This is a genomic window from Ramlibacter algicola, assembly GCF_016641735.1.
GTDB lineage: Bacteria > Pseudomonadota > Gammaproteobacteria > Burkholderiales > Burkholderiaceae_C > Ramlibacter > Ramlibacter algicola.
The window spans coordinates 3,666,627-3,690,800 of the sequence record NZ_JAEDAO010000001.1 but is presented as its reverse complement, the minus strand read 5'-3'; the positions used below and the strand labels follow the sequence as shown (position 1 = coordinate 3,690,800).

At 69.9% G+C, this 24,174-nt stretch carries 30 protein-coding genes; 17 read left to right on the top strand and 13 right to left on the bottom strand.

Annotated features, from left to right (window positions below):
* Positions 1-33: 33 nt before the first annotated feature.
* From I8E28_RS18085 to I8E28_RS18070, 4 genes are read left to right on the top strand one after another with little or no spacing between them, the layout of a single operon-like run.
* The gene (locus I8E28_RS18085; protein WP_200789606.1) at positions 34-441 is read left to right on the top strand and encodes a VOC family protein; all 408 of its coding nucleotides are present in this window, start codon (positions 34-36) and stop codon (positions 439-441) included.
* 11 nt (positions 442-452) lie between these two features.
* A complete protein-coding gene (locus I8E28_RS18080; RefSeq protein WP_200789605.1) occupies positions 453-839 on the top strand; it encodes a YciI family protein in 387 nt (128 codons plus the stop codon).
* Positions 836-1,249, top strand: a complete 414-nt coding sequence (locus I8E28_RS18075; RefSeq protein WP_200789604.1) for a VOC family protein — start codon at positions 836-838, stop codon at positions 1,247-1,249. The genes I8E28_RS18080 and I8E28_RS18075 overlap by 4 nt, the downstream gene beginning before the upstream one ends.
* 7 nt (positions 1,250-1,256) lie before the next feature.
* On the top strand, positions 1,257-2,528 hold the full coding sequence (locus I8E28_RS18070; RefSeq protein ID WP_200789603.1) for an RNA polymerase sigma factor: 1,272 nt from the start codon (positions 1,257-1,259) through the stop codon (positions 2,526-2,528).
* On the opposite strand, the gene I8E28_RS18065 is transcribed toward I8E28_RS18070, so the two are convergent.
* Positions 2,518-2,826 (bottom strand): H-NS family nucleoid-associated regulatory protein, encoded by a 309-nt coding sequence (locus I8E28_RS18065; protein WP_200789602.1) that lies wholly within the window; start codon positions 2,824-2,826, stop codon positions 2,518-2,520. The genes I8E28_RS18070 and I8E28_RS18065 overlap by 11 nt on opposite strands.
* Before the next feature lie 183 nt (positions 2,827-3,009).
* On the opposite strand from I8E28_RS18065, the gene I8E28_RS18060 reads away from it, so the two are divergent.
* Entirely contained in the window at positions 3,010-3,495 is a 486-nt protein-coding gene (locus I8E28_RS18060; RefSeq protein WP_200789601.1) for a thioesterase family protein, read from the top strand.
* 2 nt (positions 3,496-3,497) lie between these two features.
* Positions 3,498-4,271: a type I 3-dehydroquinate dehydratase gene (gene aroD / locus I8E28_RS18055; protein WP_200789600.1), complete on the top strand. Its 774-nt coding sequence runs from the start codon at positions 3,498-3,500 to the stop codon at positions 4,269-4,271.
* Here aroD and I8E28_RS18050 read toward each other — a convergent pair.
* Together I8E28_RS18050 and I8E28_RS18045 are read right to left on the bottom strand one after the other, a co-directional pair.
* Positions 4,161-5,342: an AI-2E family transporter gene (locus I8E28_RS18050; protein ID WP_200789599.1), complete on the bottom strand. Its 1,182-nt coding sequence runs from the start codon at positions 5,340-5,342 to the stop codon at positions 4,161-4,163. The two genes, aroD and I8E28_RS18050, sit on opposite strands and share 111 nt — an antisense overlap.
* 59 nt (positions 5,343-5,401) lie before the next feature.
* Positions 5,402-5,824, bottom strand: coding sequence for an acyl-CoA thioesterase (locus I8E28_RS18045; protein WP_200789598.1), 423 nt, complete (start codon positions 5,822-5,824; stop codon positions 5,402-5,404).
* Positions 5,825-5,862: 38 nt separating this feature from the next.
* On the opposite strand from I8E28_RS18045, the gene I8E28_RS18040 reads away from it, so the two are divergent.
* A complete protein-coding gene (locus I8E28_RS18040) occupies positions 5,863-7,767 on the top strand; it encodes an ABCB family ABC transporter ATP-binding protein/permease (protein ID WP_200789597.1) in 1,905 nt (634 codons plus the stop codon).
* A 4-nt stretch (positions 7,768-7,771) separates the two neighbouring features.
* Here the strand turns inward: I8E28_RS18040 and I8E28_RS18035 are convergent, their stop codons facing one another.
* Positions 7,772-8,329, bottom strand: a complete 558-nt coding sequence (locus I8E28_RS18035; protein WP_200789596.1) for a PH domain-containing protein — start codon at positions 8,327-8,329, stop codon at positions 7,772-7,774.
* A 45-nt stretch (positions 8,330-8,374) separates the two neighbouring features.
* A complete protein-coding gene (locus tag I8E28_RS18030) occupies positions 8,375-8,758 on the bottom strand; it encodes a hypothetical protein (protein WP_200789595.1) in 384 nt (127 codons plus the stop codon).
* Between the two features lie 118 nt (positions 8,759-8,876).
* Between I8E28_RS18030 and I8E28_RS18025 the strand changes: the two genes are divergently transcribed.
* Genes I8E28_RS18025 through I8E28_RS18010 form a run of 4 tightly spaced genes read left to right on the top strand, consistent with a single transcriptional unit; the run spans position 8,877 to position 10,607 of the window.
* On the top strand, positions 8,877-9,404 hold the full coding sequence (locus tag I8E28_RS18025; protein WP_200789594.1) for a GFA family protein: 528 nt from the start codon (positions 8,877-8,879) through the stop codon (positions 9,402-9,404).
* Between the two features lie 8 nt (positions 9,405-9,412).
* Complete coding sequence (locus tag I8E28_RS18020; protein WP_200789593.1) at positions 9,413-9,823, top strand: PaaI family thioesterase; 411 nt, start codon at positions 9,413-9,415, stop codon at positions 9,821-9,823.
* 8 nt (positions 9,824-9,831) lie between these two features.
* On the top strand, positions 9,832-10,293 hold the full coding sequence (locus I8E28_RS18015) for a GNAT family N-acetyltransferase (protein ID WP_200789592.1): 462 nt from the start codon (positions 9,832-9,834) through the stop codon (positions 10,291-10,293).
* A 17-nt stretch (positions 10,294-10,310) separates the two neighbouring features.
* Positions 10,311-10,607 carry a YciI family protein gene (locus I8E28_RS18010; protein ID WP_200789591.1) on the top strand — a complete coding sequence of 99 codons (297 nt, stop codon included), beginning with the start codon at positions 10,311-10,313 and terminating at the stop codon, positions 10,605-10,607.
* A gap of 60 nt (positions 10,608-10,667) precedes the next feature.
* On the opposite strand, the gene I8E28_RS18005 is transcribed toward I8E28_RS18010, so the two are convergent.
* The 5 genes from I8E28_RS18005 to I8E28_RS17985 form a co-directional block, all read right to left on the bottom strand.
* Positions 10,668-11,114 carry a hypothetical protein gene (locus I8E28_RS18005; protein WP_200789590.1) on the bottom strand — a complete coding sequence of 149 codons (447 nt, stop codon included), beginning with the start codon at positions 11,112-11,114 and terminating at the stop codon, positions 10,668-10,670.
* A gap of 99 nt (positions 11,115-11,213) precedes the next feature.
* Positions 11,214-11,627 carry an MmcQ/YjbR family DNA-binding protein gene (locus I8E28_RS18000; protein ID WP_200789589.1) on the bottom strand — a complete coding sequence of 138 codons (414 nt, stop codon included), beginning with the start codon at positions 11,625-11,627 and terminating at the stop codon, positions 11,214-11,216.
* 13 nt (positions 11,628-11,640) lie between these two features.
* On the bottom strand, positions 11,641-13,224 hold the full coding sequence (gene nadB, locus I8E28_RS17995) for an L-aspartate oxidase (RefSeq protein WP_200789588.1): 1,584 nt from the start codon (positions 13,222-13,224) through the stop codon (positions 11,641-11,643).
* A 133-nt stretch (positions 13,225-13,357) separates the two neighbouring features.
* Positions 13,358-14,212, bottom strand: coding sequence for a segregation/condensation protein A (locus I8E28_RS17990; protein WP_200789587.1), 855 nt, complete (start codon positions 14,210-14,212; stop codon positions 13,358-13,360).
* A 1-nt stretch (position 14,213) separates the two neighbouring features.
* Positions 14,214-14,444 (bottom strand): DUF3460 family protein, encoded by a 231-nt coding sequence (locus tag I8E28_RS17985; RefSeq protein ID WP_200789586.1) that lies wholly within the window; start codon positions 14,442-14,444, stop codon positions 14,214-14,216.
* Positions 14,445-14,490: 46 nt separating this feature from the next.
* Here I8E28_RS17985 and bamE point away from each other — a divergent pair, with 46 nt between their 5' ends.
* Positions 14,491-14,994 carry an outer membrane protein assembly factor BamE domain-containing protein gene (gene bamE / locus I8E28_RS17980; RefSeq protein WP_200789585.1) on the top strand — a complete coding sequence of 168 codons (504 nt, stop codon included), beginning with the start codon at positions 14,491-14,493 and terminating at the stop codon, positions 14,992-14,994.
* Here bamE and I8E28_RS17975 read toward each other — a convergent pair.
* The 3 genes from I8E28_RS17975 to metG form a co-directional block, all read right to left on the bottom strand.
* Entirely contained in the window at positions 14,991-16,622 is a 1,632-nt protein-coding gene (locus tag I8E28_RS17975; RefSeq protein WP_200789584.1) for a SulP family inorganic anion transporter, read from the bottom strand. The genes bamE and I8E28_RS17975 overlap by 4 nt on opposite strands.
* 193 nt (positions 16,623-16,815) lie before the next feature.
* A complete protein-coding gene (locus tag I8E28_RS17970; protein WP_200789583.1) occupies positions 16,816-17,016 on the bottom strand; it encodes a hypothetical protein in 201 nt (66 codons plus the stop codon).
* 102 nt (positions 17,017-17,118) lie between these two features.
* Positions 17,119-19,215 (bottom strand): methionine--tRNA ligase, encoded by a 2,097-nt coding sequence (gene metG / locus I8E28_RS17965; RefSeq protein ID WP_200790444.1) that lies wholly within the window; start codon positions 19,213-19,215, stop codon positions 17,119-17,121.
* Positions 19,216-19,292: 77 nt separating this feature from the next.
* Here metG and apbC point away from each other — a divergent pair, with 77 nt between their 5' ends.
* From apbC to I8E28_RS17940, 5 genes are read left to right on the top strand one after another with little or no spacing between them, the layout of a single operon-like run.
* Entirely contained in the window at positions 19,293-20,381 is a 1,089-nt protein-coding gene (gene apbC, locus I8E28_RS17960; protein ID WP_200789582.1) for an iron-sulfur cluster carrier protein ApbC, read from the top strand.
* A gap of 1 nt (position 20,382) precedes the next feature.
* Complete coding sequence (locus tag I8E28_RS17955) at positions 20,383-20,940, top strand: DUF3305 domain-containing protein (protein ID WP_200789581.1); 558 nt, start codon at positions 20,383-20,385, stop codon at positions 20,938-20,940.
* Complete coding sequence (locus tag I8E28_RS17950) at positions 20,933-21,547, top strand: DUF3306 domain-containing protein (protein ID WP_200789580.1); 615 nt, start codon at positions 20,933-20,935, stop codon at positions 21,545-21,547. Before I8E28_RS17955 ends, I8E28_RS17950 begins: the two co-directional genes overlap by 8 nt.
* Complete coding sequence (locus tag I8E28_RS17945; RefSeq protein WP_200789579.1) at positions 21,474-23,558, top strand: 4Fe-4S binding protein; 2,085 nt, start codon at positions 21,474-21,476, stop codon at positions 23,556-23,558. The genes I8E28_RS17950 and I8E28_RS17945 overlap by 74 nt, the downstream gene beginning before the upstream one ends.
* The gene (locus I8E28_RS17940) at positions 23,551-24,168 is read left to right on the top strand and encodes a TorD/DmsD family molecular chaperone (protein ID WP_200789578.1); all 618 of its coding nucleotides are present in this window, start codon (positions 23,551-23,553) and stop codon (positions 24,166-24,168) included. The genes I8E28_RS17945 and I8E28_RS17940 overlap by 8 nt, the downstream gene beginning before the upstream one ends.
* Positions 24,169-24,174: the final 6 nt, after the last annotated feature.

Sequence of the window (24,174 nt, the reverse complement as noted above, 5' to 3'; positions counted from 1 at the left end):
CCGCGCTCCCGATGACACCGGAAAGGACACCGCATGGATCCCGTCGTGCACTTCGAATTGCCTTGCAACGACCGCGAGCGCATCGCCCGCTTCTTCGAACAGGCCTTCGGCTGGGAGGTCCAAATGCTCGGCCCCGAGATGGGCAACTACGTGGTCGTGACAACCGCCGAGCCGTCCGCGCCGCCACCCGCGCCGCCCCACGCCGTGCCCGGCTGCATCAACGGTGGCTTCTTCACCAAGACGCCGGACATGCCGGCGCAGTTTCCCGGCATCGTGATCGCGGTGCAGGACATCCGCGCGTCGATGAAGAAGGTCACGGCCGCGGGCGGGCAGGTGCTCGGCGAGCCGATGATGATCCCGACCGTCGGCGACTACGTCGCGTTCCTCGACACCGAGGGCAACCGCTCCAGCATGCTGCAGCCGCTGATGCCGCAGCAATGAAGGAGCAAGCCATGCGCTACATGATCCTCGTGAAAGCCACGCCGATGACCGAGCGCGGCGAGTTTCCGCCCGAAGCGAGGGCGATGATGGCGGAGATGGGCGCGTACAACGACGAGCTCGCGCGCGCCGGGGCGCTGCTCGACGCCGCGGGCCTGAAACCCTCGCGCGACGCCTGGCGCGTGCGCTGGGACGCGAACGGCCAGCGCGTCGTCGACGGCCCTTTCACCGAAAGCAAGGAAGTGGTCTGCGGCTACACGCTGATCCAGGTGCGCAGCCGCGAGGAGGCGCTGGAGTGGACGCGCCGCTTCCCGAACCCGATGGGCCACGGGCAGGCGGCCGAGATCGAAGTGCGCCCGCTCTACGAACATGAAGATCTCGACCGGCTGGGGCTGCTGTGAACGCGCGCAAGATCTTCGTCAACCTGCCGATCCGCGACATGCAGCGCAGCCGCGGGTTCTTCGAGTCGCTCGGCTTCACGTTCAACCCGCAGTTCAGCAACGAGCAGGGCGCCTGCATGGTGATCTCCGACGACGGCTTCGTGATGCTGCTGGTCGAGCCCTTCTTCCAGACGTTCACGACCAAGAAGATCGCCGACACGCGCGAGCACGTCGAGGTGCTCACCTGCCTGTCGTGCGACAGCCGCGCGGACGTCGATGACCTGGTGCGCAAGGCCGTGGCGGGCGGCGGCCGCGTCACGCGCCCGCCGCAGGACCTGGGCTTCATGTACAGCCAGGCGTTCGAGGACCTGGACGGCCACGTCTGGGAGCTGGTGTGGATGGACATGGCGGCCGCGCCGCCGGCGCCCTGACGCGCGGATGCATCCGGCCACGCACGACACCATCGCGGCCATCTGGCGGCTCGACGCCGCCAAGGTGGTGGCAGTCGTCGCGCGGATGGTGCGCGACGTCGCCGTGGCCGAGGACCTCGCGCAGGAAGCGCTGCTCGAGGCGCTGGACCACTGGCCGCGCGAAGGCCTGCCCGACAAGCCGGGGGCGTGGCTGATGGCGACCGCCAAGCGCAAGGGCCTGGACTGGCTGCGGCAGCAGGCGCTGCACGCCGGCAAGCACGACGAGATCGCCGCCGACCTCGAGGCGCAGCAGGCGCACGTCGTGCCCGACTTCACCGACGCGCTCGACGCGGCGCGGCAGGACGAGATCGGCGACGACCTGTTGCGGCTGGTCTTCACTGCCTGCCATCCCGTGCTGCCGATGGATGCGCGCGTCGCGCTCACGCTGCGGCTGCTGGGCGGCCTGACGACACACGAGATCGCGCGCGCCTACCTCGTGCCCGAGCCCACCATCGCCCAGCGGCTGGTGCGCGCCAAGCAGAAACTGCGCGACGCGAAGGTCGCGTTCGAGTCACCGCGCGGCGAGCAGTTGCACGCCCGGCTCGCGTCGGTGCACGAGGTGATCTACCTCGTGTTCAACGAGGGCTACACGGCGACGGCCGGCGGCGACTGGATGCGGCCCGCGCTGGCGCAGGAGGCGCTGCGGCTCGCACGCATGGTCGCGGAGCTCGCACCCGAGGATGCGGAGTCGCAAGGGCTGGCCGCGCTGCTGGAATTGCAGTCGTCGCGGACCGCCGCGCGCACCGATGCGCAAGGCCGGCCGATCCTTCTAGCCGACCAGGACCGCGGCCGCTGGGACCGCCTGCTGATCCGCCGCGGCCTCGTCGCGCTCGAACGCGCCGAGCGCCTCTCCACCGCACGCGGCCCGTACACCTTGCAGGCCGCGATCGCCGCCTGCCATGCGCAAGCTGCACAGGCGGCCGAGACCGACTGGGACCGCATCGCCACGCTGTACGCGGAGCTCGCGATCGTCCAGCCGTCGCCGGTGGTGGAGCTCAATCGCGCCGTCGCCGTCGGCATGGCCGATGGGCCGGCCGCGGGCCTGGAGATCGTCGACGGCTTGCTGGGCGACAAGCTGCTGCAGCGCTACCAGTGGCTGCACGCGGTGCGCGGCGACTTGCTCGCCAGGCTCGGCCGCAACGGGGAAGCGCGCGATGCGTTCCTCGCGGCCGCGGAGCTCGCCGGCAACGAGCGCGAGCAGGCGTTGCTGCGGGAAAGAGCCGCCGCCCTCAGCGCTTGACCGGCCCGGCCAGCGGCCGCTCGGTGTAGCGCGACTTGCGCTTCTTCTTCTTGGCCGGCGCGGGCGGTGGCGGCGTGGGCGACGCGACCGTCTTCTCCGCGCGCTTGCGGAAGCCCAGGTCTTCCTCGGTCAACCCGTAGAAGGCGATCGCCGCCCTGATGCGGCGGATGACGTCGTCGATCTCGCGCTTGCGCATCTCCTCCGCCTGGCGCTGCAGCAGCTCGATCTCCTCGAGCATCTGGCTGTACGTCTTGGTCGACGCGCGGCGCGGGCGGACGGTGGGAGCTTTGGAGGCCATGGCGGCAAGTATCTCGCAGCGGTGGCTCATCGGGGCGCGAAGACAGAACTCCCAAACGCAGAGGACGCAGAAGAAGCGCAGAGATCGCAGAAGAATCCATCAAGGATGTCCGTTCTGCGACTTCCGCGCTTCTTCTGCGACTTCTGCGTTTGGGAGTTTTCCTCTCCCGGCACAATGCACCCCATGAGCAAGAACCCGCCCGCCGGCGCGACCGAGTTCGAGCCGGAGTTCATCTCCGGGCTGAAGGCGATCTTCGAGGAGCGGATCGTCTTCAACCAGCTGCTGGGCCTGAAGATCGAGACCCTGCGCGCGGACCGGGTCGTCGGGCGCCTCGCGATGAAGCACGAGCTGGTGGGCCACTTCGCCTACAACCGGCTCCATGGCGGCGTGATCTCCGCTGGGCTGGACGCGATGGGCGGGCTGGCGTGCATGGCGGCGATCGGCGCGCGCCACCTGGACGAGCCGCCGCAGGCGCGGCTGCACCGTTTCGGCAAGCTGGGCACCATCGACCTGCGCGTCGACTACCTGCGGCCGGCCATCGGCGAATCGTTCGAGTTGCGTGCCGAGGTGCTGCGGCTGGGCTCGCGCGTCGCGTCGACCCGGATGGAATTCCTCGGCCACGATGGCAAGCTGCTGTCGACCGCCGCCGCGGCCTACATCGTCTCCTGAGCATGCGACCGATCACCGTCCGTGGAACGCCGCTCGCGGGCGGCACGCTGCCCGCCGTCTGCGTGCCGCTGGTGGGCCGCACGCGCGACGCCCTGCTGCGCGAGGCCACCGATGCGGCCTCGCTCGGGCCGGACCTGCTGGAGTGGCGCGTCGACCACTTCACCGCCATCGTGGACATCGATGCCGTCGTCGCCACCGCACGCGACATCAAGGCCGCGGCGCCCGGGTTGCCGCTGCTGTACACGCGGCGCGCGCAACACGAGGGCGGGCAAGCCACGGCACTGCACGACGACCAATTGGTGCCGCTGTACGCCGCCGTTTGCGAGAGGGGTGGCGTGGACCTGGTCGACACCGAAGCCAGCGGCGATCCCGCCCAGGTGGCGGCCATCTGCGAGGCCGCGCATGCCGCGGGCTGCACGCTGGTGCTGTCCTTCCACGACTTCCAGCGCACGCCGGCCCTGGGCGAATTGCTCGAGCGCTATCGGGACTCGTACCGGCTCGGCGCCGACGTCGCCAAGGTCGCCGTGATGCCGCAAGGCACTGGCGACGTGCTCACGCTGCTGCAGGCGACGTGGATGGCGAGCGAGGAACTGCCGATCCCGGTGGCCGGGATGGCGATGGGCGCGCTGGGCGCGGTGTCGCGCGTGTGCGGCGGCGAGTTCGGCTCAGCGCTCACCTTCGCCGCGGGGCGGGCGGCGTCGGCGCCGGGGCAGTTGCCCCTCGGGCCGCTGCGCGCCGCCCTGGCCGTCCTGCACGGGTCGGTCCTCCGCCGCTGACCCCGGCGTGTGCCGGCGCACGTCGGTCAGCAGGTTCCACGCGACGATGAACATCGACGCGATCACCGGCCCGATGACGAAGCCGTTGAGCCCGAACAGGCCGATGCCGCCGACGGTGGCGACCAGCACCACGTAGTCGGGCAGCTTGGTGTCGCGCCCGACGAGGATCGGCCGCAGCACGTTGTCCACCAGGCCGATCACGAGCACGCCCCACACCGTGAGCCCGATGGCGCCGGCCACCTCGCCGGTGAACAGCTTGTAGATCGCGACCGGCCCCCACACCATCGCCGCGCCGACCGCGGGCAGCAGCGACAGCAGCGCCATGAAGGCGCCCCACAGCGTGGCGCCGGGCACGTCGAGCCACCAGAACGCCAGCCCGCCGAGCGCGCCCTGCACCAGCGCGACGACGACGTTGCCCTTGACCGTCGCGCGTACCACGGCGACGAACTGCCGCAGCAGCCGGCGCGTCTGCTCCAGGCGCAGCGGCACGGCTCGCTCGACCTGCGCCGCCAGCTCGCGGCCGTCGCGCAGGAAGAAATACAGCACGTACAGCATGATGAAGAACGCGACCACGAAGTTGAGCGTGTTCTGCCCGATGCCCAGCAGCGTGGTACTGATGAACTGGCTGCTGCCCGACAGCACGGCGCCGACGCGCTGCGCCAGCGCCGGCACGTCGAAGACGCCGAAGCGCGCCATCACCGCCTGCGCCCACGGCGGCAGCGCGTCGAAGATGCGCTGGAGCCACTCGCCGGGCCTGATCTCGCCGGAGCGCAGGCTCTGGTACAGCACCGACGCTTCCTGCACGACCGACGCGCTGACCATCGCCAGCGGCACGATCACGATGACGACGATCGTCAGCAGCGTGAGCAGGGCGGCCAGCCAGGGCTTGCGCACCAGGCGCAGGCAGCGCTGGTGCATCGGCCAGAACACGATGGCCAGGAACACCGCCCACAGCAGCGCGCCGGCCAGCGGCCACAGCACGAACGCAAACGCGACCGTGAACACGACCACCAGCCAGAGCAGCGTGCGGTGCTCCAGCGCTGGCGAGCGCAACGGGTCGGGGGTATTCATGTGCTGGAGCCTAGCATCGGCTGTGCGTGCGGTGGGACAGCGCGCGTCCGACGCCGCTGTCAGCCGTGCTGCTCGATCGGCCGCGGCTTGCCCTGGTCGTCGATCGCCACGTAGGTGACGGTGGCCTCGGTGACCTTGACGAACTGCCCCTGCGCCCCGAAGCGTTCGGCGTAGACCTCGACCTGCACGGTGATCGAGGTGCGGCCGATGCGGGTGACCGCCGCATAGAACGACAGGATGTCGCCCACGCGCACCGGCTGCTTGAACACGAACTCGTTGACCGCCACCGTGGCCATGCGGCCGTTGACGTGGCGCGCCGGGATGACCGAGCCGGCCAGGTCGACCTGCGCCATCACCCAGCCGCCGAAGATATCGCCGTTGCCATTGGTGTCCGCAGGCATCGGGATCACCTTGAGCACCAGCTCCTTGTCGCTGGGCGGCAAGGCCGGGGGGATGCGTTGCAGGCTTGAAGTCGTCGACATGGGCACAATCTCCGTCGCAAACCCCTGGATTGTCCCCGATGCGCCGTTCCGGCGAAGCCGCGCCGGCTTCCCTCGCTCCCCACGCCTCCACGACTGCCGCCGCCCCCAGTGGCGCGGACTGGTCCACGCTGAAGCGCCTGCTGCCCTACCTGTGGCAGTACAAGGGCCGTGTCGTCATCGCGCTCGGCTTCATGATCGCGGCCAAGCTGGCCAACGTCGGCGTGCCGCTGCTGCTGAAGAACCTGGTCGACGCGATGAGCCTGAAGGCGGGCGACCCCGCCGCGGTGCTGGTGGTGCCCGTCGGCCTGCTGGTCGCGTACGGGCTGCTGCGGTTGTCGACGACGCTGTTCACCGAACTTCGCGAGCTGGTGTTCGCCAAGGCCACGCAGGGGGCGGCGCGCAGCATCGCGCGGGAGACCTTCGAGCACCTGCACGCGCTGTCGCTGCGCTTCCACCTGGAACGCCAGACCGGTGGCATGACGCGCGACATCGAGCGGGGCGTGCGCGGCATCGAGTCGCTGATCTCGTACTCGCTCTACAGCATCGTGCCGACGCTGGTGGAAGTGGCGCTGGTGCTCACGATCCTTGCGGTGCGGTTCGACGCGTGGTTCGCCTGGATCACGCTCATCGCGCTGGCGCTGTACATCACCTTCACGGTCTCGATCACCGAGTGGCGCACCAAGTTCCGGCGCCAGGCCAACGAGTTCGATTCCGCCGCGCACACGCGCGCCATCGATTCGCTGCTGAACTACGAGACGGTCAAGTACTTCAACAACGAAGGCTTCGAGGCGCGGCGCTACGACGAGAGCCTGGAGAAACTGCGGCGCGCGCGCCTGAAGGCGCAGACCACGCTGTCGATGCTCAACACGGGCCAGCAGCTGATCATCGCGATCGGCCTGGTCGCCATGCTGTGGCGCGCGACGCTGGGCGTGGTCGACGGCCGCATGACGCTGGGCGACCTGGTGATGATCAACGCCTTCATGATCCAGCTGTACATCCCGCTCAACTTCCTGGGCGTCCTGTACCGCGAGATCAAGCAGAGCCTGACCGACCTGGACCGCATGTTCGCGCTGATGGACCGCGAGCGCGAAGTGGCGGATCGACCGAATGCGCCGGCTCTCTTTCTCCCTCTCCCTCCGGGAGAGGGCCAGGGTGAGGGCGCTCCGGCCTCCAACGTCCTCCCGGTTTCCGACTGGACCGTCCGCTTCGAGCACGTCACCTTCGCGTACGACCCGGCGCGCGTGATCCTGCACGACGTCAGCTTCGAGATCCCCGCCGGCAAGACGGTGGCGGTGGTCGGTCCTTCCGGCTCGGGCAAGTCCACGCTGGCTCGCCTGCTGTACCGCTTCTACGACGTGCAGCAGGGCCGCATCACCATCGGCGGCCATGACGTCCGCGACGTGCAGCAGGCCAGCGTGCGGCGGGCCATCGGCATCGTGCCGCAGGACACCGTGCTGTTCAACGACACGGTCGAATACAACATCGCGTACGGCCGCCCGGGCGCCAGCCGCACGGAAGTCGAGGAGGCGGCGCGCGCCGCCCGCATCCACGACTTCATCACCTCGACCCCCGGCGGCTACCAGACCATGGTGGGCGAGCGCGGCCTGAAGCTGTCGGGCGGCGAGAAGCAGCGCGTGGCCATCGCACGCACGCTGCTGAAGAACCCGCCGATCCTGATCTTCGACGAGGCGACCTCGGCCCTCGACTCCGCCAACGAGCGCGCCATCCAGGCCGAGCTGCGCACGGCGGCGCGCAACAAGACCACGCTGCTGATCGCGCACCGGCTGTCGACGGTGGTCGACGCGCACGAGATCCTTGTGATGGAGGCCGGTCACGTCGTCGAGCGCGGCACGCACGAGGCGCTGCTGGCGCGCGGCGGGCGCTATGCGCGCATGTGGCAGTTGCAGCAGCGGCACGGCGGCGACGCCGTGCCCGCGGCCTGAACGCTCAGCGGCGTTCGCGGACCGCCACGGCGAGGTCGTCGACCTTCGCCAGGATCTCGCGCAGCACCTGCACCACTTCGTCCTGCGACCCCTCGGTACGTTGCTGCGCCTGGGGAGCATGGGCGTCGCGCAGCTGCTGGCGGCGCCGCAGGATCTCGGCGCGGAACTCGTGCGCGTCGCGGATGCCGACCAGTTGCATGTCGCTGGCCTGGCCGGCGCTGTGGCCCGCGGTTTCGAACTTCAGGATCGCGAGGTGGAATCGGCGCAGCACCGGCCCCTCGATGAAGGTGACGTCCTGGATGTTCTCCAGCGGGATCGTCTTCTCGACCTGGAACAGGATGCCCTTGCGAAAGCGCAGCGCGGTGGGGCCCAGCTCGCATTCGAGCTTGTCGAACCAGTGCCGCGCCCACCAGGACCCGACGCCGAGGAACCAGACGATGGCCAGCGGGATACCCACGATGGTGAGCACGAGCGCGAGGCCCACCTGCAACACGAGGTAGGGGCGGATCAGCGGGTTGAAGGCGGCGCGCAGCGGCGCCGCAGGTGCGACAGGCGAGATCAAGGGGGAGTCCTCCGGCGGCGCGAGTCTAGCCGCCGCGCCGGGAGGTCAGCGCCGCCGCGGCGGGCCGCCGCCCGGCACCGGGAAGCCGGCGCCGACGAAGAGGGCGGTGATGCGCTGCATGGCCGCCGTGGCCATCTCCTCGCCGAGCGCGCCCTGCAGCACGCTGTTCAATTGCGGCCGCAGGTACCACATGTCCTCGAGGTCGGTGCAGTGGCGCACGCGCATGCGGATGTCCGCCGCGAAGGGGCCGCAGGCATCGAGGGCGCGCAGCACTTCCTCGCGCACGGCTTCGAGCTTCTTCTCGTCGGAGTTCCCGGCCTTGCTCAGCACGCTGAGCACGCTCTGCAGCACCGTGCGGCGCACGCCGCGCAGCTGGCCGGCGAGGCCGGTCGGCGTGTTCAGGGGAACGGGCTGGCTCGGGGTGGGCATGGCGGGCTGGCGGCCCGAGTATCCCGTCCCGCGCTGGAGCCCGCGCGGGCCAGCCGACGCGCGGTATAAAGCGGCGACCGCGGCGTTGCCGAGAGCCGACGGTCGCACCAGGCCCACCATGACTGCCACCGACCCCTCCCAGCTCGAAGGCGGCTGCGACTGCGGCCAGGTGCGCTTCCGGCTCGCGTCGCGGCCGCTGTTCGTGCACTGCTGCCATTGCCGCTGGTGCCAGCGCGAGAGCGGCGCCTCGTTCGCGCTCAACGCGATGATCGAAGCCGATCGCGTCGTGCACCTGGGCATCGAACCGGAGCTGGTCGACACGCCCTCGGCCAGCGGCGCCGGGCAGGTGATCGCGCGCTGCCCGCGCTGCCGCATCGCGGTGTGGAGCAACTACGCCGGTGCCGGCCCGCTGCTGCGCTTCGTGCGCGTGGGCACGCTGGACCAGCCCGACGCGCTGCCGCCCGACATCCACATCTTCACCGCGTCGAAACAGCCCTGGGTCGTGCTGCCGCCCGGCACGCCCGCGGTGGAGGAGTACTACGACCGCGAGCAACTCTGGCCGGCCGACAGCCTGCAGCGCCGCCTGGCGCTGCTGCCAGCGATCGAGGCCTGGAAGGCGAGCCGCCGCCGGCCCGATCCATCCTGAGGACCCCCATGCCCGATCTCCAGCAGCTGCAAGCCATCCTCGAACCGCTCTTCCCGGGCCTGCTCGGTGTCCGCCTGCGCGAGGCCAGCGCCGATCGCGTCGTGGCCGAGATGGCGGTCCGCGCGGAGCTGTGCACCACCGGACAGATCCTGCACGGCGGCGCGCAGATGGCGTTCGCCGACACGCTGGGCGCCGTCGGTTCGTTCCTCACGCTGCCCGAGGGCGCGCGCACGACGACGGTGGAATCGTCCACCAAGTTCATCCGCGGCGTGCCGCTGGGCACCACCATCGTGGGCACCTGCACGCCGGTGCATCGCGGGCGCACGACGCAGGTGTGGCAGACGGAGCTCGCGACCGCCGATGGCAAGCTGTGCGCGCTCGTCACGCAGACGCAGCTGACGGTGCCGGCGGCGAAGTGACGGTGCCGGTGCAGCGAGCCACGAGCGTGCGGCTCGAGCAGCCCGACCAGCCGGAGGTCGTCGCCCTCGTCGAGGCGCTCGACGCGTACCAGAAGCCGCTGTACCCGGCGGAGAGCTTCCACGGCATCGACCTGCAGGCGCTGCTGCGACCCGACGTGCTGTTCGCCGTCGCGCGGGACGAGGCGGGCATCGCGGTGGGCTGCGGCGCGATCGTGCTGCAGGACGGCGTCGGCGAGGTCAAGCGCATGTACGTGGCGCCGGCGTGCCGCGGGCGCGGCGCGGGTCGTGCGCTGCTGGACTTCCTGGAGGTGCAGGCGCGGTCGCTGGGCTGCCGCGAGTTCGTGCTGGAAACCGGCTACCTGCAAACCGAGGCGATCGGGCTGTACGAGCGCGCCGGCTACGAGCGCTGCGGGCCGTTCGGCGATTACACCGACGACCCGAACAGCGTGTTCCTGCGCAAGGCGGCCTGAGCCGCAAGGAGCCCCCGATGCAAGACACCCGCTTCGTCGTCCTCCACCGTCCCGGCCCGCGCTGGGACGCGGCCAAGTCCATGTTCGAGCAGGACGGCGTCCGCGAGCACGTCGCCCACTGGCGGCAGTGGCTGGACCGGGGCAAGCTGCTCGCCGGCGGGCCGTTCCTCGACGGTTTCGCGGCCGGGATGATGGTGCCGCAACCCGGCGTGGACGAAGCGTCCCTGCGCGCGCATGCCGAGTCTGACCCGGCGGTGCGCAGCGGGCTGCTCTCGGTGGAGCTGCACCGCTGGATGGTCGGCATGAAGGCCTGAGGCTGCATCCTGCGCCTGGAATGCGCCGTCGTCTCGCGCGCCCCATACGGGCGCGCCGCCTCAAGGCATGCGCTTGTAGATGTGCGTGTCCCGGATGTAGCCGAAGTCGACGACGATCTTGATTTCGGCGGTGGGCCCGCAACGGTCCGGGGCGTCGCAGCTCGAGCTGTAGTCAACGACCTTGCCGTTCTGTGATTTCCACATCTCCTCGGCGGCGGCCCTGGTGCCGACCTTCTTGGCGATCACGTCGCCGGGGATGTTGGTGTCGTGGTCGGGGTACGACTTGGTGACGCCGGTGGCGACCACCATGTTGGTGTAGTCGTCCTTCCAGCGCTGCTTGCCCAGGTCTGAGCCATCGCTCTTCGGCGCGGGCTTGGCGCCCGCCTTCAGCTGCCTCTCGACCGCCGCCGGGTCCGGGTTCTTCGGGTCGATCGGCTTTCGGGTCTGGGCGAATGCGCTGGCGCCGGCCAGGACGATGGCCAGCGTGATGAGGGCGGTCTTGCGCAAGGCGGTGCTCCTGAGGTTGGTGGCGCGGCGCAGTCTATCGGCCGGGTCGCGCCTTGACCCTCCCTCGTTCAGGCGATGCCGGCGCGGGCCGGCGTGGTGTCAGGGCTTGTGCGTCCTGCGTGCCGTCGGCAGTTCGCCAGCAGCGACCCACGGCTGCTCCGCTTCCAGTTGCTTCACCAGCCGCTTGGGAGCCTGCGCCCGGTAGCTTTCCATCATCCAGCGCTTGGCCGTGTCGACCGGCACGGCGGCGGCATCCTCGTACGCAAGGCTCACCCAACCGCTCTTGCCGAGGCCGTACCCGGTGGGCTTCGCGTTCGCCAGCTTCAGGACGTCCTTGCCCGTCACCGGGAGCTTCACGCTTAGTTGCAGGCCCTGGCCATGCACGCTCAGGTAGGCGAAGGTCTTGTCGTTCACCGCGACGTCGTCGTGGCCCGGCCAGGGCGCCTTCGGCGTGGTGCCGGGCAGCGAGAGGCCGAACGTCTTGAGTTGCTTGAGGACGCTGGCGGCGGACATGACCGTCGCGGGACTAGCGGTCGCCCGGCACCAGGATCGTCGGCTTCGGGTTCGCCTGCTGCTGCGGGTAGTCGCGGCTGAAATGCAGGCCGCGGCTCTCGTGGCGGGCCTGCGCGGACCGCACGATCAGGTCGGCGACGGTGACGAGGTTGCGCAACTCCAGAAGGTCGCGGCTCACGTGGAAGTTCGCGTAGAACTCGTGGATCTCTTCCTGCAGCAGCCGGATGCGGTGCGCGGCGCGCTCCAGGCGCTTGTTGGTGCGCACGATGCCCACGTAGTCCCACATGAAGCGGCGCAGCTCGTCCCAGTTGTGCGAGATCACGACCGATTCGTCGGGGTCGGTGACCTGGCTCGCGTCCCACGCGGGCAGGGCGGGCACGGCGGGCTGCGGCGTCGCGCGGATGTCCTGCGCCGCCGAACGCGCGAACACCATGCATTCGACCAGCGAATTGCTCGCCAGCCGGTTGGCGCCGTGCAGCCCGGTGTACGCCGTCTCGCCGATGGCATGCAGGCCGGGCAGGTCGGTGCGGCCGGACAGGTCGGTGTGGATGCCGCCGCAGGTGTAGTGCGCGGCGGGCACGACCGGGATCGGCTCGCGCGTCATGTCGATGCCCAGCTCGAGGCAGCGCGCGTGGATGGTCGGGAAGTGCTCGCGGACGAACGCGGCCGGCTGGTGCGAGATGTCCAGGTACACGCAGTCCAGGCCGTGCTTCTTCATCTCGTAGTCGATGGCGCGGGCGACGATGTCGCGCGGTGCCAGTTCGGCGCGCGGATCGTGGCCCGGCATGAAGCGCGTGCCGTCGGGCAGCAGCAGCCGGCCGCCTTCGCCGCGGACCGCTTCGGAGATCAGGAAGCTCTTGACGTGCGGGTGGTACAGGCAGGTCGGGTGGAACTGGATGAACTCCATATTCGTCACCCGGCAGCCCGCGCGCCAGGCCGCCGCGATGCCGTCGCCCGTCGCCGTGTCGGGATTGGTCGTGTACAGGTACACCTTGCCCGCGCCACCGGTCGCCAGGATGGTCTGCGGCGCGCGGAACGTCAGGACCTCGTCGGTCTCCTCGTCCAGCGCGTACAGGCCCAGGCAGCGCTGCGGTTGCTGGCCGACGCGCCGGCTGGTGACCAGGTCGACCAGCGTGTGCTGCTCGAACAGGTGGATGTTGGGCGTGCGCCGCACGTGCCCGATCAGCGTCTGCTGCACGGCCGCGCCGGTGGCGTCGGTGACGTGCACGATGCGCCGCGCGCTGTGGCCGCCTTCGCGGGTCAGGTGCAGGTGGCCGTCCTCCAGCGAGAACGGCACCCCCAGTTGCTGCAGCCACGCGACGCTCTCGGGCGCGTGTTCCACCACGAAGCGCGTGGCGGCCGGATCCGACAGGCCCGCGCCCGCGACCAGCGTGTCGTCGACGTGCGAAGCGAAGCTGTCGCTGCGATCCATCACCGCCGCGATGCCGCCCTGCGCCCACCCGCTGGAGCCGTCGGACAGTGCGCGTTTGGTGATCACGGCGACCCGGTGCGTCGGCGCGAGATGCAGCGCCGCGGACAGGCCCGCGAGGCCGGAGCCGACGATGAGGACGTCGAAATCGAGGGAAGAGCTGCTCATTTTTTCGCAGCAATCTCAACGCAGAGACCGCAGAAATCAGACAGAAGACGCAGAAGAAGGCGAGGACGTTGGAGACTCATGGTGTGTTCTGCGGCTCCTGGCTTCCTTCTGTCTTCCTTCTGGGTTGGGAAGATCAGGCTGGCTGGTAAGCCAGCCGCACGTAGATGGGCGCGTAAGCCTCCGCCTGGGTCACCTCGATGAGGGTTTCCTTGGCGAGTTCCAGCATCGCGATGAAGGTGACGATCAGTACCGGCACGCCGCGCGACGTATCGAACAGGTCCTCGAACTCGATGAACTTGCGCCCCTGCAGCTTGCGCAGGACGATGCTCATGTGCTCGCGCACGGACAATTCCTCGCGCGAGATCTTGTGATGCTGCACCAGGCGCGCGCGCTTGAGGATGTCGCGCCACGCCTCCTGCAGGTCCAGCACGTGCACGTCGGGGAAGCGCGGCTGCAGCGACTGCTCGATGTAGACCTGGGACCGCAGCACGTCGCGGCCCAGGTGCGGCAGTTCGTTCACGCGCTGCGCGGCCATCTTCATCTGCTCGTATTCGAGCAGGCGGCGCACGAGCTCGGCGCGCGGGTCTTCCGCTTCCTCGCCTTCCGCCGTCTTCTTGGGCGGCAGCAGCATGCGCGACTTGATCTCGATGAGCATCGCCGCCATCAGCAGGTATTCGGCGGCCAGCTCGAGGTTGCGGCTGCGGATCTCGTCGACGTACGTCAGGTACTGGCGGGTGACCGCCGCCATCGGGATGTCGAGGATGTTGAAGTTCTGCTTGCGGATCAGGTACAGCAGCAGGTCCAGCGGGCCCTCGAAGGCCTCGAGGAAGATCTCGAGCGCGTCCGGCGGGATGTACAGGTCCTGCGGCAGCGCGAACAGCGGCTCGCCGTACAGGCGCGCGAGCGCCACCTGGTCGACCACCTCGGGCAGGCCCGGCACCTCGGCCGCCGGGTCCGGCAGCGTGGTGGGGTCGGTCGAATCGCTCACGTCAGGGCTGGTCGTCGCCGTTGCCGGAGCCGTACACGTATGGCTTCTGCGGCACGCGGGCCTGCTTGTACTCGGACAGGGCCTCCCGATCGAGGTGCTTGTCCCACAGCAGGGCGCGGCCGACCCGTTGCTGGGCCTCGATGTCCGGGCGCTGCTGCTTGAGCTGCTCGATGAACTGCGTGACGTCCGACTTGTAGTCGGGACGGCGGAAGATGCGGAGCAGGAACGACATGGGGCAGGCTGGCGGTGTGAAGGATCGATTTTACCCGGGGTGGTCCATGCGACTGTGCGGTTGGCTGCTGGCGCTCGGCGCGGCCCTCGGCGTGGCCGGTTGCGACCGGCAGCGCCTCGAGAAGCTGCAGGAAGGCGTCTCCACGGAGGCCGACGTCCGCGCCCAGCTGGGCCAGCCGGAGAACATCTGGGACGGACCGGGCGGCGCCCGCATCCTCGAATACAACCGCAACCCGGCCGGCCATGAGAACTACATGGTGACCATCGCCCCGGACGGGAAGATGACCGCGCTGCGGCAGGTGCTCACGCCGCAGACCTTCGCGCGCATCCAGCCCGGCATGCCGATGGAGCAGGTGCGCCGGATGCTGGGCAAGCCGGCGAAGAAGACGCCATTCGCGCTGAAGGGCGAAGAGGCCTGGGACTGGCGCTACATGGAGCCGCCGAACCAGTCCAAGTACTTCACGGTGTGGTTCGACCGCGACCTGCACGTGGTGCGCACGCAGTCGGGCCCGGACACGGACTCGGCGGAGATGCGGGGCGGGCCCAGCTAGCGCGCCGGGGGCGCCAGTCCGGCCAGGAAGCCGGCCCGCTGCATCACGGCGCGCGGCTGCTCCTGCAGCGACACGATGCGCAAACTGCCGCCCTTCGAGAGGGCCGCCTGCTGCACCTGCCGCAGCGCGTCCAGGCCCGAGGTGTCCAGGTGCACCAGGTGCAGCGCGTCCAGCACCACGTCCGGCGCCTCCGGCCCCGTTTCCAGCGTGCCGACGATCTCGTCGACCTTCGCCACGGCGCCGAAGAACAGCGAGCCGTACAGGCGCCACTGCAACCCCGGCCCGTCGACCCGCTCGACGCTGAACAGCGAGCTCATCTGGTGGATGAAGAACGCACAGGCGGCCACCAGCCCCACCTGCACCGCCACGGTGAGGTCGAACACCACCGTGAGGAAGAACGTGCCGAGCATCAGCACGCGGTAGTACGTCTTGTAGTGGCGCAATTTCGCGAACTCGTGCCACTCGCCCATGTTCCACGCGGTGAACAGCAGGATGCCGGCCAGCACCGACAGCGGCACGTGCAGCGCGAGCGGCGCGGCCGCCAGCACCACGATCGCCAGCGTGATGGCGTGCACCACGCCCGCGACGGGCGTCGTCGCGCCGGCCCGCACGTTGGTCACGGTCCGCGCGATGGTCCCGGTGGCGGGCATGCCGCCGAAGAACGGCACCACGAAGTTCGCCACGCCCTGTGCCATCAGCTCCTGGTTCGGGTCGTGCCGCCGGAGGCCGCTCACCTGGTCGGCCACCCGCGCGCACAGCAGCGACTCGATGGCGCCGAGCACGGCGATGGTCAGCGTGGGCGACACGAGCTGCTTGACGGTGTCCCACGAGGCGGCCGGCAGCACGAACGAGGGCAGCCCCTGCGGGATGCCGCCGAAGCGCGTGCCCAGCGTCTCCACGGGCAGCCGCAGCCAGAGCGACACCGCCGTGAGGGAGACGAGCGCCACCACCGGCCCCGGGATGCGCGCGCCCACGATGGCGGCGCTGCGCATGCCGGGCAGGTCCTCCAGCGCGCGCTGCACCGGCGAGCGGGCGTGCCACAAGCGCGGCCAGGCGACCAGCCCGGCGACGCAAGCGGCGCCGAGCGCGAACGCCGCCGGATTGAAGGTGTCGATCGCGCCGGCGAGCACGCGCAGCTGGGCGAAGAAGTCGGCCGGCATGTGGTCGACCCGCAGCCCCAGCCAGTCCCGCAGCTGCGACGCGGCGATCAGCACGGCGATGCCGTTGGTGAAGCCCACCACGATGCTGACCGGCACGTAGCGCACCAGCGTGCCCAGGCGCAGCAGGCCCAGCAGGAACAGCAGCACGCCGGCCCCCGCGGTGGCGATCAGCAGGTTGGCGACGCCGTGCCGCTCGATGATCCCGTAGACGATGACGATGAAGGCGCCGGCGGGGCCGCCGATCTGCACGTTGCTGCCGCCCAGCAGCGCGATGACGGCGCCGGCGATGATGGCCGTCCACAGGCCCGCCTCGGGCTTGAGCCCCGAGGCGATCGCGAACGCCATCGCCAGCGGCAGGGCGACGATGCCGACGGTGAGGCCGGCGCCGAGGTCATGCAGGAACAGGTCGCGGCCGTAGCCGCGAAGGGCGTCCACGAGCCGTGGACGGAAGACGAAGGGAATGCGCACGCGGATCTCCGGAGGTGGGACCTGGGATCCGGATCCGCACGCCCGCGCGGACCCGGCTCAGCGCGTGCGCGGTGGGCCGCAGTGGTGCAGGCGGGTGATGAACCGGCGCCGCCGCGACAGGGGCAGCGTGACGGCGGGTGCAGCCTGGAGGGCCATCGGGGCAGTCTACGCCTGCGTGCCCACCACCGCCGGGCTACTCGTCGCCGGGGATGGCGGCATCGGCCGCCGCACCGACCGCCCGGCCCGCGAGGCGGGCGGTGCCGATGGCGGCGTCCGCCGCGAGGCCGACGCCCGAGACGGCGACGCTGGCGGCGGTGTCGATGACGGTCACCGCGGCGCAGCCGCCCAGCTGGACCAGGAGGAGGAGGGCGGCGGCGTGGCGCAGGGACGGCATGGACAGTCGCGGGTGGATGGGCCGGCCCATTCTATGGACGAGCCATGCGCCGGCCGCGACGACGCGGTAAGCAGTTGTTGAAGCTGCCGCACCGCCGGGCCGTCAGCGCACGCGCATGCCCGGCTGCGCACCCGGGAAGGGCTCGAGCACGTAGATGCCCTTGTCCGCCTCGTCGTCCGCGTGGCTGGCGGCCAGCACCATGCCTTCGCTGACGCCGAACTTCATCTTGCGCGGCGCGAGGTTGGCGACCAGCACCGTGAGCTTGCCCACCAGCTGCTCGGGCTTGTACGCCGACGCGATGCCGGAGAACACGTTGCGATGCCGGCCTTCGCCCACGTCGAGCGTGAGCCGCAGCAGCTTGGTCGAGCCTTCGACCGCTTCGCAATTCACGATCTTCGCGATGCGCAGGTCGACCTTCACGAAGTCGTCGATCGTGATTTCGGCGGCGAGAGGCTCGCCGCCCGGTTCACTCCCTCCCGGGCCTGCGTCGTTGCTCCCTCCGCCTCCGGGGGAGGGCTGGGGAGGGGGCGTCTCCGCCGCCGCCACCTCGAACAACGCATCCAGCTGCTTCGCCTCCACGCGCTGCATCAAATGCTTGTATTCGCCGATCACGTGGCCCGACCCCAGCGGCCTGGCCGCATTCGCCCAATCGAGCGACCCGCTGCGCAGGAACTGCTCGGCGGCTTCGGCGAGCGTCGGCAGGATCGGCTTCAGGCAGGCGGTCATGACCTTGAAGGCTTCGATGCAGTCGGAGCAGACCAGCGCCGCGGCGTCGCCCTTGCCTTCCTTCACCAGCTTCCAGGGCGCGGCGCCGTCGAAGCGGGTGTTGACCTCGTCGGCGTAGGCCATGATCTCGCGCACCGCCTTGCCGTACTCGCGGCCTTCCAGCAGGTTGCGCACTTCGTCGACCAGGCGCTCGGCGCGCGCGGTGTCGAACTCGCCCACCAGCTTGCCGCCCGGCAGGAACTTCACGGCGCGGCTGGCGATGTTGACGTACTTGCCGACCAGGTCGCTGTTGACGCGGGCCATGAAGTCGTCGGGATTGAAGTCGATGTCCTCGTTGCGCCCGCTCAGTTTCGCCGCCAGGTAATAGCGCAGCCACTCGGAGTTCATGCCGAGCGACAGGTACTTGAGCGGGTCCAGGCCGGTGCCGCGGCTCTTGCTCATCTTCTCGCCGTTGTTGACGGTGAGGAAGCCATGCACGAACACGTTGCTGGGCACCTTGCGGCCGCTGAAGTGCAGCATCGCCGGCCAGAACAAGGTGTGGAAGGTGATGATGTCCTTGCCGATGAAGTGCACCTGCTCCACCGCCGGGTCGGCGATGTAGTCGGCGTACGACCGCGGCTCGCCGGCGGCGCGGGCGCCGCCCTTGTCGAACCAGTTCTTCAGCGACGCGAGGTAACCCACCGGCGCGTCGAGCCAGACGTAGAAGTACTTGCCCGGCGCGTCCGGGATCGGGATGCCGAAGTAAGGCTCGTCGCGGCTGATGTCCCAGTCGCCCAGCGCCGTCTTCCCGCTTTCATCGGGCTGCAGCCACTCCTTGATCTTGTTCAGCACCTCCGGCTGCACGGCGCCGCTGGTGGTCCACCGCGTGAGGAACTGCAGGCAGCGCGGGTCCGACAGCTGGAAGAAGAAGTGCTCCGACGTGCGCAGCACCGGCTTGGCGCCCGACAGGGTGGAGTACGGCTCGATCAGGTCGGTGGGGCTGTAGACCTTGCTGCACACCTCGCAGTTGTCGCCGTACTGGTCCTTCGCGTGGCAGTTCGGGCACTCGCCCTTGATGAAGCGGTCGGGCAGGAACATGTTCTTCTCGGGATCGAAGAACTGCTCGATGGTCCTGCTGGCGATCAGCCCGTTGGCCTTCAGGTCGCGGTAGATCGCCTGCGCCAGCTCCGTGTTCTCGGTGCTGTCGGTGGAATGCCAGTTGTCGAAGCGGATGTGGAAGCCGTCCAGGTACTCCTTGCGGCCGGCGGCGATCTGCGCGACGAACTGCTGCGGCGTGACGCCGGCCTTCTCGGCGGCGATCATGATCGGCGCGCCGTGCGCGTCGTCGGCGCCCACGAACTGCACCCTGTGCCCGCCCATGCGCTGGTGGCGCACCCAGATGTCGGCCTGGATGTATTCCATGATGTGGCCGATGTGGAACTTGCCGTTGGCGTACGGCAGGGCGGTGGTGACGAAGAGATTGCGCTGGGGCATGGGGCTCATTTCCGCAGGGGAACCCACGATTTTACGGGCCGGTACACTGACCGGCTCGCATCGGAAGAAGTAGCAGCATGGCCTCCCCCGACCAGATCCTCGCCGCGCTCGCGGCCGTGAAGGACCCGAACACCGGGGCCGACTTCGTCTCGGCCAAGGCCGTCAAGAACCTGCAGGTGAACGGCGCCGACGTCGCATTCGACGTCGAGCTGGGTTATCCCGCCAAGTCGCAGCTGCCTGCCCTGCGCCAGGCGCTGGTGGCGGCGGCTCGCGGCGTCGCCGGCGTGAGCAACGTGTCCGTGAACATCACGACCAGGGTCACGGCCCACGCCGTGCAGCGCGGCGTGCAGCTGATGCCCAACGTGAAGAACATCATCGCGGTGGCGTCCGGCAAGGGCGGCGTGGGCAAGAGCACCACCGCCGTCAACCTGGCTCTCGCGCTGGCCGCCGAAGGCGCGTCCGTCGGCATCCTCGACGCCGACATCTATGGTCCCAGCCAGCCGATGATGATGGGCATCCAGGGCCGTCCCGAGAGCGAGGACGGCAAGACCATGGAGCCGCTGGAGAACTACGGCGTGCAGGTCATGTCGATCGGGTTCCTGGTCGACCAGGACGAAGCGATGATCTGGCGCGGCCCGATGGCCACCCAGGCGCTCGAGCAGCTGCTGCGCCAGACGAACTGGCGCGAGCTGGACTACCTCGTCGTCGACATGCCGCCGGGGACCGGCGACATCCAGCTGACGCTGTCGCAGCGGGTGCCGATGACGGGCGCGGTGATCGTCACCACGCCGCAGGACATCGCGCTGCTGGACGCGCGCAAGGCCGTCACCATGTTCGAGAAGGTCGGCGTGCCGGTGCTGGGCCTGGTGGAGAACATGGCCGTGCACGTGTGCAGCAACTGCGGCCACGTCGAGCACATCTTCGGCGAGGGCGGCGGCAAGCGCTACGCGGCCGAGCGCAACCTGCCGTACCTGGGCGCGCTGCCGCTGGACATGGGCATCCGCCAGCAGGCCGACAGCGGCAAGCCGACGGTGATGGCGGACCCCGACGGCAAGGTCTCCACCATCTACAAGGACGTCGCGCGGCAGGTGGCCGTGCGCGTGGCCGGCAAGGCCAAGGACTTCACGTCGAAGTTCCCGACCATCACGGTTTCGAAGGACACCTGAGATGGCCACCGAGCGGCCCAGCCTCGAGGTCGCCGTCGTCATGCGGCGCGAGCGCCTCGACAACCGGTGGCAGCCGTGGCGCTGGACGCTGCACGAGGTGATCCCGCAGCTGCCCACCTTCGGCACCGAGGTGCGCCGCATCCATGCCGACGAGCGCGAGGAACACTGGCTGCACCCCGGCTTCACGGTCGAATTGTTCCGCGACGACGGCGAGGGCTACTACCTCAATGCCACGACGCCCCACCCGGGCTGGTTCGTGATGTGGCGCATGGAACAGGTCGAGGGGGCGGGCGACGAGCCGATTGCCCGGCCGCTGATCGTCACCCTGAGCTACCACGACGCTGGCCGCTGGCTCGACGCGCAGGAGACGGTGGAGCAGGTGCCCGCGCCGCCCGAGGTGGTGGAGTGGCTGCAGGCCTTCGTCGACGCGCATTACGTGCCCGAGCCGAAGAAGCGCAAGCGGCCCGAAAGCTTCCGGCCGCTGCAGGACCGCTTCGGCAACCCGGCCAAGGTGAGCACCGGCAAGACGTATGGCGGTGGAGGCGGCAAGGGTGGCTGAAGGATTCCTGGGCCGCTGGTCGCGGCGCAAGCTGGACGTGAAGGAGGGGAAGGCGGTCGAGGCCGAGCCCGTCGTCGGCCCTGAGCCCTCACCCCAACCCTCTCCCGCAAGCGGGAGAGGCAGCCTCGACACTCCGGATCCCTCTCCCCCGGCCACTCCCGCCCCCACCGAGCCACCCCCCACCCTCGAAGACGTCCAGGCCCTCACCCCCGCCTCCGACTTCAAGCGGTTCGTCGCCCCCGACGTCGCGCCCGAGGTGAAGAACGCGGCGCTGAAGAAGCTGTTCACCGACCCGCACTACAACGTCATGGACGGGCTGGACACCTACATCGACGACTACAGCAAGCCCGACCCGATGCCCGAGTCCATGCTGCGCAACCTGGCCAGCGCCAAGTTCCTCGGCCTCTTCCGTGAAGAAGAGCCGGAAGCCGGGCAGGCGGCGGAAGCAGGGGCTTCCACGGAAGGGTTGCCGCCCGAAACCGTGGCACAGTCGGACGCTTCCCCCCTTGAACCGGCACCCCCAGAAGTCCCCCATGCCGACCCTGATCTGCGACTGCAACAAGACGATGCCGCTGAAGGCGGCGAGCCTGGGCACGGCGCTGGGTGAGACGCTCACGCAGCACTCGGTGCTGTGCCGCCGCGAGGCGGGTGCGTTCCAGCAGGCGGTGAAGGGCAATGAGCCCGTCGTCGTCGCCTGCACCCAGGAAAAGCGCCTCTTCGCCGAGGTCGCGGAGAACACCGAAGGCGCGGTCGCCCCCGTGCGTTTCGTCAACATCCGCGAAACCGGCGGCTGGAGCCGCGACGCCGCCAAGGCGATGCCCAAGATGGCGGCGCTGCTCGCCGCCGCGAAGCTGCCCGATCCGGAGCCGGTGCCCACCGTCACGTACCGCAGCGGCGGCCGCGTGCTGGTCGTCGGGCCGCTCGATGCGGCCGAGCGCGCCGGCGCGATGCTGCAGGACACGCTGGACGTCACGCTGTTCGCGCAAGGCGGCACGGGCGCGCAGGAGCGCCGATTCCCGGTGCTGGCCGGCCGCATCGACTCGCTCACCGGCTGGCTCGGTGCTTTCCAGCTCGCCTGGTCCGCCACCAACCCGATCGACCTGGACCTGTGCACGCGCTGCAATGCGTGCGTGGCCGCCTGCCCCGAGCAGGCGATCGGCCTCGACTACCAGGTCGACCTGTCCCGCTGCAAGGACCACCGCGCTTGCGTCAAGGCCTGCGAGGTCGCCGGGGCCATCGACTTCACGCGCTCGCCCGTCGCCGAGACGGAGACTTTCGACCTGGTGCTCGACCTGCGCGCGGAGCCGGCGTTCGTGCAGCACGCCAAGCCGCAAGGCTATTTCCACGTGCCCGCGTTCGAAGGCGCCGCCGCGCTGGACGTGGTGCTGCGCCTGCGCGACCTGGTCGGCGAGTTCGACAAGCCCAAGTTCTTCACCTACAAGCAGAAGCTGTGCGCGCACAGCCGCAACGAGCAGGTCGGCTGCAACGCGTGCATCGAGATCTGCTCGGCGCAGGCGATCCGCAGCGACAAGGACCGCCAGCAGGTCGTCGTCAACCCGAACCTGTGCGTCGGCTGCGGCGCCTGCACGACGGTCTGCCCCACCGGCGCCATCGCGTACGCCTACCCGAGCGCGAAGGAGCAGGGCACCAAGCTGCGCACGCTGCTGGCCGCCTACACGCAGGCCGGCGGCCGCGACGCGACGCTGCTGCTGCACTCGCAGGAACGCGGCACGGCGCTCGTCGAATCGCTCGGCCGCGACGCACGCCTGGGCCGCGCGCACGGCGTGCCGGCCAACGTCATTCCCGTCGCCCTGTGGCACACCGCCAGCACCGGCCTGGACCTGTGGCTGTCGGCCATCGCGTTCGGCGCGCGCCAGGTCGCCGTGCTCGTCACCGACGAAGAGGCGCCGCAGTACCTCGCCGGCCTGAAGGCGCAGATGGCGCAGGCGCAGGCGGTCGTGCGCGGGCTGGGTTACACCGGCACGCACTTCGAACTGCTGCAGGCGGGCACCGCCACGGCGCTCGACGCGGGCCTGCGCTCGCTGGGCACCACGCGGCAGGAAGGTCCCGAGCAGCCGGCGCGCTTCGCCGTCGCCGTGGAGAAGCGCGCGACGCTGGACCTGGCGCTCGACCACCTGGTGGCCTTCGCGCCGCTGAAGCCCGAGGTGATCGACCTGCCGCCGGCCGGCGCGCCGTTCGGCACGATCGGGGTGAACAAGGACCGCTGCACGCTGTGCATGAGCTGCGTGGGCGCGTGCCCGTCCAGCGCGCTGCAGGACAACCCGAATGCGCCGCAGCTGCGGTTCATCGAGAAGAACTGCGTGCAGTGCGGCCTGTGCGCGACCACCTGCCCCGAGGACGCCATCACGCTGCAGCCGCGCCTGCTGCTCACGCCGGAACGCGCCCAGCCGCGCGTGCTGAACGAAACCCAGCCCTTCGCCTGCGTGCGCTGCGGCAAGCCGTTCGGAACGCTGAAGGCCATCGAGGCGATGCTGGGCAGGCTGGGCGCGCACCCGATGTTCCAGGGCGCGGCCGCCGAGCGCCTGAAGATGTGCGGCGACTGCCGCGTGATCGACCTCTACTCCTCGAAGGACGAAATGAGGATCCAGGATGTCTGACCGGCCCCCGGTGTCTTCCGCGCTGGACGAGGAAACGGCGCGCGCCGAGGTCTACGGCCTGCTCGCGCAACTCTGGTACGCGCCGCCGACGGCAGACATGCTGCAGGCGATCCGGCTCGCGCCGACGGAGGCGCCGGCCGCCGGTGCCTTCCTCGAGGAGCCCTGGCGCGCGCTGGTGGGTTCGGCGCGGGAACTGGACCAGGCCGCGCTTCGCGCGGAACACGACGCGCTGTTCGGCGGCGTCGGCAAGCCGGACGTGTCGCTGTTCGGGTCGCAGTACCTCACCGGCTTCCTGAACGAACGGCCGGTCGCGCAGCTGCGCGACGACCTGCGCTCGTTCGGCCTCACGCGCGACGACGCGATGCCGGAGACCGAGGACCACATTGCCTTCGTGTGCGAGGTCATGCGCTACCTGATCGCGGGCGAGGACGTCGAGGTGGCCAACCTCACGCGCCAGCGCGAGTTCTTCACCCGCCACCTCCAGCCCTGGGCCACCCAGATGTGCGAAGCCGTGGAGGCCCACCCCCGCGCGAAGTTCTACGCCGGCCTGGCGAGCTTCACCCGCGCGTTCCTGCAGGTGGAGCAGCAGGGGTTCGACCTGCTGGACTGAGCTTCT